General features: G+C 62.1%; 9 protein-coding genes. 5 read left to right on the forward strand and 4 right to left on the reverse strand.

The features are described from left to right. Nucleotides 1-58: 58 nt before the first annotated feature. Nucleotides 59-6,157, forward strand: a complete 6,099-nt coding sequence (locus tag AC25BC_RS19845; protein ID WP_012759225.1) for a translocation/assembly module TamB domain-containing protein — start codon at nt 59-61, stop codon at nt 6,155-6,157. Between the two features lie 63 nt (nt 6,158-6,220). Here the strand turns inward: AC25BC_RS19845 and AC25BC_RS19850 are convergent, their stop codons facing one another. Beyond that, nucleotides 6,221-6,658, reverse strand: coding sequence for an Lrp/AsnC family transcriptional regulator (locus AC25BC_RS19850; protein ID WP_012759226.1), 438 nt, complete (start codon nt 6,656-6,658; stop codon nt 6,221-6,223). A gap of 124 nt (nt 6,659-6,782) precedes the next feature. On the opposite strand from AC25BC_RS19850, the gene rocF reads away from it, so the two are divergent. From rocF to AC25BC_RS19870, 4 genes are all read left to right on the forward strand, one after another. After that, nucleotides 6,783-7,718: an arginase gene (rocF, locus tag AC25BC_RS19855; RefSeq protein ID WP_012759227.1), complete on the forward strand. Its 936-nt coding sequence runs from the start codon at nt 6,783-6,785 to the stop codon at nt 7,716-7,718. A gap of 76 nt (nt 7,719-7,794) precedes the next feature. Beyond that, complete coding sequence (gene rocD / locus AC25BC_RS19860; RefSeq protein ID WP_012759228.1) at nt 7,795-8,994, forward strand: ornithine--oxo-acid transaminase; 1,200 nt, start codon at nt 7,795-7,797, stop codon at nt 8,992-8,994. Nucleotides 8,995-9,292: 298 nt separating this feature from the next. Continuing rightward, nucleotides 9,293-9,769 carry a chemotaxis protein CheW gene (locus tag AC25BC_RS19865; RefSeq protein WP_003543427.1) on the forward strand — a complete coding sequence of 159 codons (477 nt, stop codon included), beginning with the start codon at nt 9,293-9,295 and terminating at the stop codon, nt 9,767-9,769. A gap of 290 nt (nt 9,770-10,059) precedes the next feature. Then, the gene (locus AC25BC_RS19870) at nt 10,060-11,820 is read left to right on the forward strand and encodes a methyl-accepting chemotaxis protein (RefSeq protein ID WP_012759229.1); all 1,761 of its coding nucleotides are present in this window, start codon (nt 10,060-10,062) and stop codon (nt 11,818-11,820) included. A gap of 94 nt (nt 11,821-11,914) precedes the next feature. Here the strand turns inward: AC25BC_RS19870 and AC25BC_RS19875 are convergent, their stop codons facing one another. From AC25BC_RS19875 to fdhD, 3 genes are all read right to left on the reverse strand, one after another. Then, a complete protein-coding gene (locus AC25BC_RS19875; RefSeq protein WP_012759230.1) occupies nt 11,915-13,573 on the reverse strand; it encodes an OFA family MFS transporter in 1,659 nt (552 codons plus the stop codon). Between the two features lie 107 nt (nt 13,574-13,680). Next, nucleotides 13,681-13,926 carry a formate dehydrogenase subunit delta gene (locus AC25BC_RS19880; protein WP_012759231.1) on the reverse strand — a complete coding sequence of 82 codons (246 nt, stop codon included), beginning with the start codon at nt 13,924-13,926 and terminating at the stop codon, nt 13,681-13,683. Then, a complete protein-coding gene (fdhD, locus tag AC25BC_RS19885; RefSeq protein ID WP_012759232.1) occupies nt 13,916-14,740 on the reverse strand; it encodes a formate dehydrogenase accessory sulfurtransferase FdhD in 825 nt (274 codons plus the stop codon). Before fdhD ends, AC25BC_RS19880 begins: the two co-directional genes overlap by 11 nt. Nucleotides 14,741-14,759 lie beyond the last annotated feature (19 nt).

Below are 14,759 nucleotides of genomic sequence, written 5' to 3' on the forward strand. Positions count from 1 at the left end.
TTCCGCTCGTGTTTTCCGATCTGTGAGCCGTCATGAAAACGGGGTAGTGTTCGCGCCGATGCAAACGCTGACAAAAATCGTCAACTGGATCGTACGGCTCACCGGCTATGCCGTCGGCGCCACGTTGATTCTTGCCGTCGTCGCACTGGCGATCTTCGGCTTCACCAGTTTTGGCGCTCGCATCGTTACCGAAAAGATAGCCTCCACGCTTTCCAACCGCGACATGACGATCGAGGTTCGCGAACCGCAAGGCCTTTTGACCGGCGGGCTTCGCGCCGCCGAGATCTCCATCTCCGACACCAGGGGCGTCTTTGCGGAAATTCATGGCGTCGCGATCGACTGGAATCCGTTTGCGCTACTGACCGGAACCTTCCATGCCAAACGCTTCGAGATCGAAGCGATCAACGTGCTGCGCAAGCCGGTACGCACCCTGCCCTCGCGGCCCCAAGCTGAAAATTCCGGCGGATTCAGCCTTCCGATCAAGGTCGATGTCGACCGCATCGCGCTGCCCGATATCAAACTTGCCGCACCCGTTGCCGGCCGCGCCTTTGCGCTCGCTGCCGAAGGCAGCCTTTCGGCGAACGGCGATGGCGGCGAGGCCGTCGTCAATGTCAGCCGTCACGCGGTTCCGGATGCGCGGCTTGCCGCCGACATCGCTTTTGCGCCAGCCGAAAACCGGCTGCGGCTGAAGGCGCAGCTGTCCGAGCCGAAGGGCGGACTGCTGGCGGGCTTTCTCGGCCTGCCGGACAGCCCGGCCGTTAACATCGATCTCGATGGCCAGGGGCCGATATCCGATTGGAAAGGCAAATTGCAGGCCGCCCTCGACGGGCAGCAACGTGCCGCAATCGAAGCCCGGCACCAAATTACGGAAGACGGGCTGCACCACCTCGACCTCAAGGGCGGCGGTGACCTGAGCTCGCTGCTTCCATCGGCATTCCGGCCGCTTTTTGCCGGCCAGACCAATATCGATCTTGCCACCACCTTCGACAATCACGGCAAGATCGATATCCAGACCGGCAATATCGCCACCGGCAGCGTTGTGATCGCCGCATCGGGTACCCTCGATCCTGCCGGCAACAACAGCCTGAACGCCAATCTGCTCGGCACGTCGGGGCCTGTCGATTTCCGCTGGCCGCTCGCCGAAGGCGATGCCCGCTTCCTGATATCAGGCCTCAACCTGGCGCTGACAGGCGATGCGCAGACCGCCCGACTGAACGTCAGCGGCTCGCTCGACACCGCAACCCTGCCGCAGGCCACTATCGGCAACATCAAGCTGACCGCAAAGAGCGACGCCTTCAATCTCGCCGCCCGTTCCGGCAGCGTCCAGCTGCGCCTCGTTGCTGGCGATACGACCTTTACCGAGCCGAACCTCAATCGCGCCGTCCAAGGCCCGGTCACGATCGCCTCGCCGCTGCAGATCTCGCCCTCCGGCATCGGATTCAACGGCACCACCGTCGAAAGCGCCAATATCAACGGCGGCCTCAATGGCTCCTACCGGCTGGCGGACAAAGCGCTGACCGGCAACCTCAAGCTCACCATCAACCCGGCAGCCCTGCCGGCTGCGGTGACAAGCAGGTTCGACGGACCGATCTCGCTCGAAAGCCAGGTGGTCGGCACCATCCCGTCAAAATTCGCGCTGTCCAATCTCGTCCTGAAGTCCGGTACGCTCGAAGCCGCCGGCAACGTCGCACTCGATGGCGGGATGTTGAATGCCGATCTCTCGGGCCGGCTGCCTGACATCGGCAAGCTCATCCCCGGCGCCAGCGGTGGGGCGGGTTATGCGTTGAGAGTGGGAGGTGAGCTCCCGGCAATTTCCGTGACGGCCAATCTCAAGGCCGCCAGCCTTGAAATGGCAGACCGCACGCTCGGCAACCTCAATATCGACTTGTCGGGTCTTGCTGATCCCAAGGCGCCGCAGGGCAGGATCGCCGCCACCGGCACGATCGACGGCCAGCCGATCGGCATCAACGGTGATATAAGTTCGCAGGACGGCAAGACGAGCATCCCGGCGCTGACCGCCGATATCGGCGGCAACCGGCTGACCGGCAATGTGGAATTCTCGCCTACCCTGGAGCCAACAGCCGCACTGACCTTCGATTTCCCCAATGTCGGCCTGCTCGCCGCACTCGGCGGGCAGAAGGCCGACGGCGATCTCAAAGGGTCGCTCGGCGTCAGCAGCGATGGCGGCAGGATTGCGCTCAAGCTGCTTGCGACCGGCGGCTCGATCCGCCGTGATACGCTTGCGATCGTCAAGCCGGATATCGATGTCACGGTCAGCGATCTCAAAGCCCTTGCGGCAAACGGCACGGTCAAGGCCGAGGAGGTAAGTGCCGGAACGAACAGGCTCGCCGGCCTTTCGCTTAGGTTTACCAAGCAGCAAGACCATACCGATTTCGATCTCAATGCTGCCTATGACGGCAATCCCGTGCTGGCCGCCGGCAATATCGAGGCAGCGGACGGCACGATGCACCTGAACCTTGACCGGTTCTCGGCAAGCCCCCGCAATATCCCGATCGAGCTTGCCGCCCCGACGCAGGTCGCCGTCGGCGGCGGTGCCGCCAGCCTGAACGAACTGACGCTGAAGACCGGCACCGGTTCGGTGACCGTCACAGGTTCCGCCGGCGAAACGCTGAAGCTCGATGCAGACATCCGCGAGCTGCCGGCAGCCCTCGCCAACGGTTTCGTGCCCAACCTTTCAGCCGGCGGCACGATCTCCGGAACGATTGCCGTGACCGGAACACCGGCGGCACCGGTCGCCGATTTCAAGCTCGACTGGAAGGATGCGACGACGGGCCAGACCAAAGGCGCCGGCCTGGCACCGCTCGGCATCACCGCCGGCGGCAAATTCGCCGACAACAAGCTCGATTTCAACACGACGGTCGGCAGCAATGACGGCCTTTCGCTCAAGGCTGCCGGCAATGTCGCGCTCGCCGACCCGAAGGCACCGGTGCTTGATGTCAACGCCGATATCCTCAACCTGCCTGCGCGCATCGCCAATGGTTTCGTTCCCGATCTCGCCGCCGAAGGCACGATTACAGGAAAAGTGGCGGCCTCCGGTTCCCTCGCTGCCCCCACCGCCAATTTCGATCTCGATTGGAAAGGTGCTGCGACGAGCCAGACGAAGCGCGTCGGCCTTGCCGATCTTGGCCTCAAGGCATCCGGTAAATTTGCAGACAGCAAGCTCGATTTCGATACAGTGATCGGCGGCGCCAACCGCCTCTCGCTGAAGGCAAACGGCAATGTCGCCATCACAGGCACGACGATCGGCAACGTCAAAGTCGATGCCGTGCTGGCGAATGTCCCGGCTAATATCGCAAACAGCTTCGTCGCCGATCTCGCCGCCGAAGGCACGATCTCTGGAAAGATCTCGGCCACCGGGTCACTTTCCGCCCCGAGTGCCGATTTCGATTTCAATTGGAAAGACGCTGCGACGAGCCACACGAAACGTGCTGGCCTTGCAGCGCTCGGCTTGACCGCATCGGGAAAATTTGCCGAAAACAAGCTTGATTTCAATGCGGCGGTCAGCGGCGATAAAGACCTCTCCCTGAAGGCCATGGGCAATGTCGCATTGGCCGGTACGGCGATCGACAGCATCAAGGTCGATGCCGAGATCGCCAAGCTTCCGGCCAGCCTCGCAAACGCCTTCGTTCCCGATCTGGCGGCCGGCGGCACGATATCCGGCACTATGTCCGCCGCCGGGACCCCTGCCGCACCGAAGGCCGACTTCAAGCTCGACTGGGCGGATGCTGCGACCAGCCAGACCAGAAGCGCTCATCTCTCGGGCCTCGCACTTGCCGCATCCGGACGCTTCGCCGACGACCGGCTCGATTTCGATGCCAATCTCGGCGGCCGGGACGGCCTCTCGCTGAGGGCCGCCGGCAACATCGCGATATCAGGCACGTCAGTCCGCAACCTCGACGTCAAGGCCGATCTCGCCAACCTTCCTGCAGGCCTCGCCAACGGCTTCGTCCCCGGTCTTGCCGCTGAAGGCACCGTGTCGGGCACGGCATCCGCCTCCGGCGCGCTGCCAAAGCCAGCGGTCGATTTCAAGCTCGACTGGAAGAACGCCACGACCGCCCAGACCAAAAGCAGCGGCCTTTCGGGCCTGAGTGCCGCGGCATCCGGCAAGTTCGCCAACGATCGGGTCGACTTCGATGCCAACCTTACCGGCAAGGACGGCGTGTTGGCCAAGGCGACGGGCGGCGTCACGATCGCGGGAACGGCCATCCGGGACCTTTCGATCAATGCCGATATCCCGGCGCTGCCGGCAAATATCGCAAACGCCTTCGTTCCAGGACTCGGTGCCGAAGGCACGCTTTCGGCAAACGCCGTAACGTCGGGAACCCCGGCAAATCCGGTCGTCGATTTCAAGCTCGACTGGAAGGATGCCGCGACCAGCCATACCAAGGCTGCCGGCCTGTCCCGCCTTGCGTTGGCGGCGACCGGGAAATACGCCGGTGACAGGCTGGATTTCGATGCCGCCCTCAACGGCGGCGGCATTGCGCTGAAAGCTGCCGGCAATCTTGCCATCGCAGGCACGTCGATCCGGTCGCTCGATGTCACGGCGAATACCACCAATCTTCCGGCCGGCATTGCCAACGGCTTCGTTCCCGGCCTTGCAGCCGAGGGCGCGGTCTCGGCGACCGTAAAGGCCACCGGCGCGCTATCGGCGCCCTCCGTCGACTTCAAGGTTGATTGGAAGAACGCAGCGACGAGCCAGACAAAAGGTGCCGGCCTTTCGCCGTTCAGCATCGACGCATCAGGCAAACTTGCCGGAAACAGGCTGACGGTCGATACCAGTCTTGCCGGTGATGCCGGCATGTCGCTGAAGGGCGGCGGCAGCGTCGTCATCACAGGCAATCGCGCCATGGACATGCGCTTCACAGGCAATCTTCCTTTCGCCGTGCTCGGCGCCCCGCTTGCGCAACAGGGCCTCGTCGCCGACGGCGTCGCCACCGTCAATCTCCAGATCGGCGGAACGGCCGTAGCACCCGTCATCAACGGCACTGTCTCGACCAATGGCGCCAAGCTCGTCGACGTCCGGCGCAATCTTGCTGTCAACAATCTGACGGCAACCGTGACCTTCAATGGCAGCCAGGCCGTGATATCGCGCCTCAACGGCAGCCTTGGCGGCGGCGGCACGATTTCGGCCAGCGGCACCATCGGCATCCAGCCAGCCGGCGGCTTTCCCGCCGACATTTCGATCAAGCTCGACAAGGCAGTCTATGTCGATGGAACGCTTGTCGTCTCGACCGTCAATGGCATAGTCGGCCTGCGCGGGCCGATCACCAATGCGACGCTGAGCGGCAAGCTTCGGCTGGACAAGACCTCGATCACGGTTCCGGAAAAATTGCCGACCTCGCTGAGAGAAATCGACATCCGCCACAAGAATGCACCGCGCGCGGTACTTGCGCAGCTGCGCGATGACGGCGAGCGCAAACCCGGCGAGAAATCCTCCGTGATCACCCTGGATCTCGAAATCGATGCGCCCTCGCATATCTTCGTGCGCGGCCGCGGCATCGACGCCGAGCTTGGCGGCCTGGTGACGATCCGCGGAACGGCGGCTGCACCCATCGTGACCGGCGGTTTCACCATGCGCCGCGGCCGCATGACCATTCTCAACCGCCGCCTGGATTTCTCCGACAAGAGCCGGATCACCTTTGCCGGCGACATGACGCCGGCGCTCGATATGGAAGCGACCTCGGCCTCCGGCACGACGACGCTGACCGTCGACGTCGCAGGTCTCGCCACCGACCCCGCCATCACCTTTTCCTCCTCGCCCCAGCTGCCGCAGGACGAAGTGCTGGCGCAGCTGATTTTCGGCCAGTCGATGTCGAAGCTCTCGCCGGTGCAGATCGCCCAGCTCGCCGACGCCGTCAGTCAGCTGGCCGGCAACCGCTCCACCTCGCTTTTCGAAGGTCTGCGCAACCAGCTCGGCGTCGACGATTTCGACGTCAGCACCGATTCCAAGGGCCAGACGAGCGTCAGCGTCGGCCGCTATCTCAACGACCGCACCTATTTCGAATTGCAGCAGGGCGGTTCGGCCGGCGCCAAGGCGGTGATCAACCTCGATGTCGGCCGCGGCGTCAAGCTGCGCGGAGGGGCCGGCGGCAATGGCGAGGGCGAAGCCGGGATTGTCTACGAACGGGAATACTGATCCATCCCGCCCGAAGCTGGGCAGCGGTTTTGGACCGACGGCATGCAAAAGCTCTAACCCGGCTTAGAAACCCGTTTTGCTGGTCTTGAGAAGGATATTGGTCTCGGTCGAATTGATGCCGTTGACCAGCCGGATGCGGCGCAGCGTCTCGTCGAAGGAGGCGAGGTCGCGATCCTCGAGTTCGGCGATGAAATCCCATTTGCCGTTGGTGCTGTGCAGCGCGCGCACCTGCGGCAGGCCCCGCAACTGATCGGCCACCCTGTCGGCGAGCTTGCCGAGCACCTCGATCATGACGATGGCGCGAACGCCGGCGGAGCGCGTCTCATGGCCGGTGCGGATGGTGAAGCCGACGATGATGCCGCCGGCCACCAGCCGGTCGATACGGGCGGCAACCGTTGCCCGCGATGCGCCGGTCATCGCCGCAAGCGAGGAGACGGAAATCCGGGCGTTATGGCGAAGTGCACTCAGAAGTTCGGTGTCGAGATCGTCCACGCTGATCACTTTGTCAAAAATGGTTTATCAATTTGCGCAATCATAGTCCATTTCTGACACTTTTCCATCTTTTTGCCGCCAGCCCTTTATCCCACTATCGGTCGAAACAGGCCTCAACACGGAGCCCTCCAAAATGAATGCCCAATCGCGATCTGTCACCCTCATCGGCGCGCCGCTGGAAGAAGGCTCCGGCCGCAGAGGCGCTGCCATGGGCCCTGCGGCCCTGCGCATTGCCGGCGTCGACCAGACGCTGATCGAGCTTGGCCATGACGTTGCCGATCTTGGCGATCTCAGGATCGTACCGGCGATGGACCTGCCGAACCACCCGAAGGCCCACAATCTGAGGATCGTCGGTGCCTTCACCCGCGCGCTCGAAAGCAGCGTCCACGACGTCGCGGCCTCCGGCCGTTTCCCGCTGATTCTCGGCGGCGACCACAGCCTTTCCATGGGCAGCGTCTCCGGCATGGCCCGTTATGCCGCCGGCAAAGATCGCCCGCTCTTCGTGCTCTGGCTCGATGCCCATGCCGATTTCAACTCTCCGGCCACATCGCCTTCCGGCAATATTCATGGCATGCCCGTCGCCTTCTTTTGTGGCCAAGCGGAGTTCGCCGAGATCCTGCCGAAGGGCCGTCCGCTCGTCGACCCGAAGAATGTCTTCCAGGTCGGCATCCGTTCGGTCGATGCGCGCGAGCGCGAGGAAATCCACGAACACGGCGTCAACGTCTTCGACATGCGCGCGATCGACGAGCAGGGTATCGGCGCCACCATGCGTGAGATCCTCGATGTCGTCACCAAAGCGAACGGCCTGCTGCATGTCAGCCTCGATCTCGATTTCCTCGATCCCGAGATTGCGCCGGGCGTCGGCACGACGGTTCCTGGCGGCGCGACTTTTCGCGAGGCGCATCTGGTGATGGAAATGCTTTCGGACAGCGGCCTCGTCTCGTCGCTCGATCTCGTCGAGCTCAATCCGTTTCTCGACGATCGCGGCAAGAGCGCCCGCATCCTGGTGGAACTGACGGCAAGCCTCTTCGGCCGCCGCATCTTCGATCGTCCGACACGCGCCGCGTAAGAGCATGTCGAGCAAAAGTGTGCAGCGGTTTTGCGATAACGACATGCGTTGAAATAAGATTAGAGGGAGAACGACCATGAACACTTCGGAAAAACTGATCGCCACTGAACAACGGCTCGGCGCCCATAACTACAAGCCGCTCGACGTGGTGCTGACGCGTGGCGAAGGTGTTTATGTCTGGGATACCGACGGCAACCGTTATCTCGATTGCCTCTCGGCCTATTCCGCCGTCAACCAGGGCCACTGCCATCCGAAAATCCTTGCCGCCATGGTCGAACAGGCAGGCAGGCTGACGCTCACCTCCCGCGCCTTCCGCAACGATCAACTTGCCTATCTCTACGAAGAACTCGCGGCTCTCACCGGCTCGCATAAGATCCTGCCGATGAATTCCGGCGCCGAAGCGGTGGAGACCGCCATCAAGGCGGTGCGCAAATGGGGTTACGAGGTCAAGGGTGTGCCGGAGGGCAAGGCGGAGATCATCGTCTGCGCCGATAATTTTCATGGCCGGACGCTGAGCATCATCAGCTTCTCGACGGATCCCGAGGCCCGCAGCGGTTTCGGCCCCTACACGTCAGGTTTCCGCATCATTCCGTTCGGCGATGCCGAGGCTTTCGCCGCCGTAATCAACAGAAATACCGTGGCCGCCTTGATCGAACCGATCCAGGGGGAAGCCGGCGTCATCATTCCGCCGGCGGGTTATTTCACCCGCATCCGCGAGCTTTGCACGGCAAACAACGTCACTCTTATCCTCGATGAGATCCAGACCGGCCTCGGCCGCACCGGCAAGCTGCTGGCCGAGGAGCACGAAGGCATCGAGGCAGACGTGACGCTGATCGGCAAGGCGCTATCCGGCGGCTTCTATCCGGTGTCGGCCGTGCTTTCGAATTCCGAAGTTCTGGGCGTGCTGAAGCCCGGCCAGCACGGCTCGACCTTCGGCGGCAATCCGCTCGCCTGCGCGGTGGCCCGCGCAGCACTCAAGGTGCTGACGGAAGAGGGCATGATCGAGAACGCCGCCGTTATGGGCGACTATTTCCTCGAAGGCTTGAGGTCGATCCGCTCGAACATCGTCAGGGACGTCCGCGGCCGCGGCCTGATGATGGCCATCGAGCTGGAACCCGAAGCCGGCGGCGCGCGGCAATATTGCCATGCGCTGAAGGAGCGCGGCCTTCTCGCCAAGGACACCCACGACCACACAATTCGCCTCGCTCCGCCACTGGTCATATCTAGAGAGCAGGTCGATTGGGCGGTCTCGCAGATCGAAGAGACGATAAGCTGAGTAAATCGGCGAACTTCTTCTTGAGGATCTCGAATAAGCCTGGAGTATCCTGACTGCGAAAATTTCGGCTGGAGGAGATCGGCAGCAAAACTGCCTTGCCTTCATCCGAGCTTAAAAACCTTCGCAATCCCGACACCCAATTTAGATTTGGGCAACACTCTTTCGCTAAAGTCATCGATAACCGTAACGATGCTTCGCCGAGCGCAAAGCCATCGCGTGGGATGAAGGCAAAGCTTGTCCGCGCCAATGGTGGCGCATCCGCTTCTGCCCTGGCTTACGATAGTTGGGAAGAATTCTAATGGCGACGATCAATTCAACTAACTTCAGCGGCGATACGCTCGAAATTATTGCCTTCCGCCTGCATGACCAGGAATTCTGCGTCAAGACCACGACCATCCGCGAAATCCGCGGCTGGGCGCCGTCGACGCCGATCCCCCATGCACCGGCCGATGTCATCGGTGTCATGAACCTGCGCGGCTCGGTGATCCCGATCATCGATCTTGCTTTCAAACTCGGCATGAAGAGCACCGTCGCCAATGAGCGCAGCGCCATCGTCGTCGCCGAAGTTCACAGCATGGTCATCGGCATGCTGGTCGACCGCGTCTCGGACATTCTCACCATCTCGTCCAGCCAGGTCCAGCCGGTGCCGGAAGTGACCGCCTCCTTCGACCGGGCCTATTGCGAAGGCATCATCGCCTCGGAAAATGGCATGATCTGCTTCCTGAACCTCGCCAAGATGTTCAAGGAAAACGAGACGGATGAACTGGCCGCCTGATTCTGAGAAGCCGCTAAATTATCGAAAAACCGCCCTCCGGGGCGGTTTTTTATTGCGTGAGATACTCGGCCAGCTGCGACTGTGATTCTGATATCAGAAGATTAGCAAAAGCTTTTATACGCAATATTAACCATGCCCAGTCAGCATGGTTGTGAAGCGTTCGGATGACATGTTTGCGGCACATTGGGATTGCGAACCGGCCAACGGTTCGTCCCGGGACCAGCACTCCTCGTCGACCCTTGCGTCTACCAGCCTAAGCAGCAAAAGCTGCGCATCTCAAAGGGACAGCAATGTTTGGTCTAAGCTCCGATTCGAACTACATTCTTGATGCCATCTCCAAATCGCAGGCGATCATAGAGTTCGATCTCAAAGGAAACATCCTCAAGGCGAACGAAAATTTCTGCAAGGCGCTTGGATACAGCCTGAGCGAGATCGTTGGTAAGCATCACGGCATGTTCTGCGAGCGGGCCTATACGGCAACCGCGGCGTATCGCGAATTCTGGGCGCGGCTCGGACGCGGCGAATATGACGCCGGCGCCTACAAGCGCTTTGCCAAGGGCAACCGGGAAATATGGATCCAGGCGTCCTACAATCCGGTTTTCAAAGGAGGCAAACCATACAAGGTCGTGAAATTCGCGGCCGACATCACCGCAGCGAAAAAGAAGGCGGTGGAGGATTCCGGCAAGCTCGCGGCGATCTCGCGCTCGCAGGCGGTGATCGAATTTGCCCCGACGGGCGAAATCTTGACCGCCAACGAGAATTTCTGCAACGCCATGGGATATTCGCTCGCCGAGATCACCGGCAAGCACCACAGCATGTTCTGCGATCGTGCCTATACGGATACGGCCGACTATACCAATTTCTGGAAGCGGTTGGCGCAGGGCGAGTTCATCGCCAATGAATTTGTCAGGTTCGGCAAGGGTGGCCGGCAAATCTGGATACAGGCAGCCTACAACCCGATCCTCGATGCCGACGGCAAGGTCTACAAGGTGGTGAAGTTCGCGACCGACGTTACCCAGCGCATGAGCGCCATTTCCCTTCTCGGCACCGCGCTGCGCAATCTTTCCGAAGGCGATCTGACAAGAACGGTGGACGCGCCTTTCGTTCCATCGATGGAGCAGCTGCGGCACGATTTCAACACCGCTGTCAAAGGCCTTTCCGAGACCATGAAGACGATCGGTCAGAATGCCAGTGCGATCGCCGCAGGGTCGAGCGAGATCGGCGCATCGGCCGACTCCTTCTCCAAGCGGACGGAACAGCAGGCAGCATCGATCGAAGAGACGGCCGCCGCGCTGGAGGAGATCACCACGACCGTCAACGATTCCAGCCGTCGTGCCGATGAGGCGGGGCGTCTCGTCGCCGTGACCAAGCAGGGCGCCGAACATTCCGGCGTCGTGGTTCGCAATGCCGTCGCGGCCATGGGCCAGATCGAACAATCCTCGCGCGAGATCACCAACATCATCGGCGTGATCGACGACATCGCCTTCCAGACCAACTTGCTTGCGCTGAATGCCGGCGTCGAGGCGGCTCGCGCCGGTGAAGCCGGCAAGGGCTTTGCGGTCGTGGCTCAGGAGGTGCGGGAACTCGCCCAACGCTCCGCCAATGCTGCCAAGGAGATCAAGGCGCTGATCAACACGTCGGGCGAGCATGTCAAGAACGGCGTCGGGCTCGTCGGCGAGACCGGCAAGGCGCTCGAGGCGATCGTCGCACAGGTCGGCGATATCAATGGCAATGTCGCCGCCATCGTCGAAGCCTCCAGGGAACAGGCAACCGGCCTCAAGGAAATCAACCAGGCGGTCAATACGCTGGATCAGGCAACCCAGCAGAATGCCGCGATGGTCGAGGAAAGTACCGCCGCCAGCCTCAGCCTTGCGAGAGAAGCCGAAACGCTGCGTGTCCTGCTGGCTAGGTTCCGCCTACCCGGGCAGACGCAGTCGACCAGCGGAGCGGGGCCAAGACAAACGGGCTCGCCGGCGCTGCATCTCGTTTCACGTGTCGCAAAGGCGCACGGCGCTGCCGCGGCGACCGCCCAGAGCTGGGAAGAGTTCTGAACCATACCGGTGCAAGGCGGCACCTTGACCGGATTGCGCCGTATACGACGATAAAGCGCCGCCGCATGAAGCCCATGCGACGCGCTTTGATGGCTTAGCCGAACAGCGCGAAGGTTGCCCTCAGCGTCACCCAGACACCCCACAGCAGCGGAATGCCGACGACGGCCCAGGCAAGCATCGCCTTGGCGTCCAGCCCGCCTGTGCCGATGCCGAAGGAACCCGTCGGCCCGGCATTGACGGCGGCCGACTTCGCCTGCAACGCGGCGACCTCGTCATCGGACATGAACCATTTGTCCGAAAGCGGCCTGATCAGCGCATTGGCGATGAGCCCGAGCGCCAGCATGCCGGCGAGGATATACATGGTGCCGGTATAGAGGGTTGGCCCGGGCGCAACGCCGGCGGCGATCTGCGCTTCGCGGATATAGTTGACGACAACGGGCCCGACGATGCCGGCCGTTGCCCAGGCCGTCAGCAGCCGGCCGTGGATGGCGCCGACGAACTGCGTACCGAAAATATCGGCAAGATAGGCCGGGATCGTCGCAAAGCCGCCGCCGTACATCGACAGGATGATGCCGAAGGAGAGAACGAACAGCGCCTTGTTGCCCATGCCTGCGAAAGTGGGCGCCAGTGCATAGAGCACGATGCCGAGGACGAAGAAGCAATAATAGGTATTCTTGCGGCCGATCTTGTCGGACAGCGACGCCCAGAAGAACCGTCCGCCGATGTTGAAGAGCGACAGCAAGCCGGCGAAACCGGCGGCGATCGTGGCGATCGATGCCTTCTGCCCGGCGTCGAGCTGGGCGAAGCCGACATCCGGCAGGCCGATCAGCGAACCGGCGAAGATTTCCTGCAGCATCGGCGAGGCCATGCCGATAACGCCGATACCGGCCGAAACGTTGAGGCAAAGCACCGCCCAGATCAGCCAGAACTGTTTTGTCCTGTGGGCATTGCTGAGGTGCACATGTTTGGTGGTGATCATCGTGCTCTTGGCTGCAGGCGGCGTCCAACCCTCGGGACGCCAGCCGGCCGGCGGAATGCGATAGCCGAAGGCGCCGCCCATCATGAAGACGAAATAGATCACCGCCATGACGATGAAGGTCTGCCAGACGCCGACCGAACTGTCGGTCTTGAAGGCATTCATCAGCAGGTTGGCCAATGGGGCGCCGATCATCGCACCGCCGCCGAAGCCCATGATCGCCATACCGGTCGCCATGCCGCGCCGGTCGGGAAACCATTTGATCAGTGTCGAGACCGGTGAGATGTAACCGAGGCCGAGACCGATGCCGCCGATGACGCCGGCACCGAGCCACATCATCCAGAGCTGATGAGTAATGACGCCGATCGCCGCAAGAATGATGCCGCCGCACCAGCAGCAAGCGGAAACGACGCCCGCCTTGCGCGGACCGGCGCGCTCAAGCCAGCCGCCCCAGATGGCGGCCGATGAGCCAAGTAGAACGAAGAACAACGTATAGATCCAGCCGAGGTCGGCAACGCGCCAGTCGCAGGTCGTGGTGAACAGCGCCGAGGCGAGTGTCAGATCAGGGCAGGCCGTCGAGGCCGTGATCCCGAGCGACTTGGAAAGCGGCAGCCAGAACACGCTGAAACCATAGGCCATGCCGATGCAGAGATGGATGGCGAGCGCTGCCGGCGGCACCAGCCACCGATTGAACCCGGGCCTTGCGACGATCCTTTCACGATCGAGCAGGCCTACCCCCGCCAACGCCCCGTCTGTACGTGTTTCCGCTGCAGTCATGAACAACTCCTCCTGGCTCAGACTTGGTTTTTCTCAGATTTTACTGTCACCGACATATGCGCAGGCAGGTTGCTCCCGCCTCCCCTTCGCGCATGGGCCGATCCAGACTATGGGACCTGGTGTGTCACCGGCTCTGGCTTTCTAATCAGAGGAACGGCCTGAAGCACGAGCGCGTCCAGGCCGTTCTCCTCATTCTCCAGAATTTCGAACAATTGCCGCCGCATGCGCGGGTCCCAGAATTTATTGATATGGGTGGCGACCCCCTGCGCGGCCTCGCTTTGCGGCTGGCTCTTGAAGAAGGTGGCGATCTGGTTTGCCATATAGACGAGCTTGGTCTTGGTATCATGCGACATCGGCAATGCTTCCGGGCGAGATGCGGTGCGGGTGGGTGAAAATCTCGAAATCCTCGCCGCGCACCAGCGCGACGAGCGTCATGCCGGCTTCTTCGGCCGTGCGGATGGCGAGAGCCGTCGGCGCCGATATGGCGATGAGCACCGGGCTGCCGAGGATCGCCGCCTTCTGCACCATCTCGACGGAAAGCCTGCTGGTGACGACGACGGCGCCGTCCCCGCCTCTTTCACTGGCGCCGATGACGGCGCCGCAGAGCTTGTCCAGCGCATTGTGCCGACCGACATCTTCGCGCACGGCAATCAGCCCCCTGCCGGGAAGATAGAACCCGGCGCCATGCACCGCCCGCGTCTCACGATGCAGCGGCTGCGCCTCGTTCAGAAGCGAAACGGCGCGGACGATATCCGCATGCGACAGCGCCAGCGGCGATGTCGAAACGTCAGGCACCGGCCGTACCGCCTGTTCGATCGATTCGATGCCGCAGAGCCCGCAGCCGACCGGTCCCGCCATGCTGCGGCGTCGTGCCCGCAACCGATCGGCGACATCATCGACCAGGCTCACCTGCACATCGATCCCCTGCTCACCCTCGACGACCTCGATGCCCGATATCTCCGCCGGCCCGGCAATGATCCCTTCGGTCAGGCTGAAACCGACGGCAAAATCCTCGATATCCGCAGGTGTTGCCATCATCACCGCATGCGAACTGCCGCCGTAGGAAAAGGCGATCGGCACCTCTTCCGGCACGATGCGCGAACCGGTCTGGAGGATGCCGTTGCGGCAGGCGGTTTCGGGGGCATGGGCAGTGACGGTGAAGGTCATGATCCACGTTCCTGCTTAC

The organism is Rhizobium sp. WSM409 (assembly GCF_057653825.1).

What these genes read in the sequence shown, in the direction of transcription:
- AC25BC_RS19845 (WP_012759225.1), top strand. Translation starts at nt 59, where the DNA reads ATGCAAACGCTGACAAAAATCGTCAACTGGATCGTACGGCTCACCGGC.
- rocF (WP_012759227.1), top strand. Translation starts at nt 6,783, where the DNA reads ATGAATGCCCAATCGCGATCTGTCACCCTCATCGGCGCGCCGCTGGAA.
- rocD (WP_012759228.1), top strand. Translation starts at nt 7,795, where the DNA reads ATGAACACTTCGGAAAAACTGATCGCCACTGAACAACGGCTCGGCGCC.
- AC25BC_RS19865 (WP_003543427.1), top strand. Translation starts at nt 9,293, where the DNA reads ATGGCGACGATCAATTCAACTAACTTCAGCGGCGATACGCTCGAAATT.
- AC25BC_RS19870 (WP_012759229.1), top strand. Translation starts at nt 10,060, where the DNA reads ATGTTTGGTCTAAGCTCCGATTCGAACTACATTCTTGATGCCATCTCC.
- AC25BC_RS19875 (WP_012759230.1), bottom strand. Translation starts at nt 13,573, where the DNA reads ATGACTGCAGCGGAAACACGTACAGACGGGGCGTTGGCGGGGGTAGGC.
- AC25BC_RS19880 (WP_012759231.1), bottom strand. Translation starts at nt 13,926, where the DNA reads ATGTCGCATGATACCAAGACCAAGCTCGTCTATATGGCAAACCAGATC.
- fdhD (WP_012759232.1), bottom strand. Translation starts at nt 14,740, where the DNA reads ATGACCTTCACCGTCACTGCCCATGCCCCCGAAACCGCCTGCCGCAAC.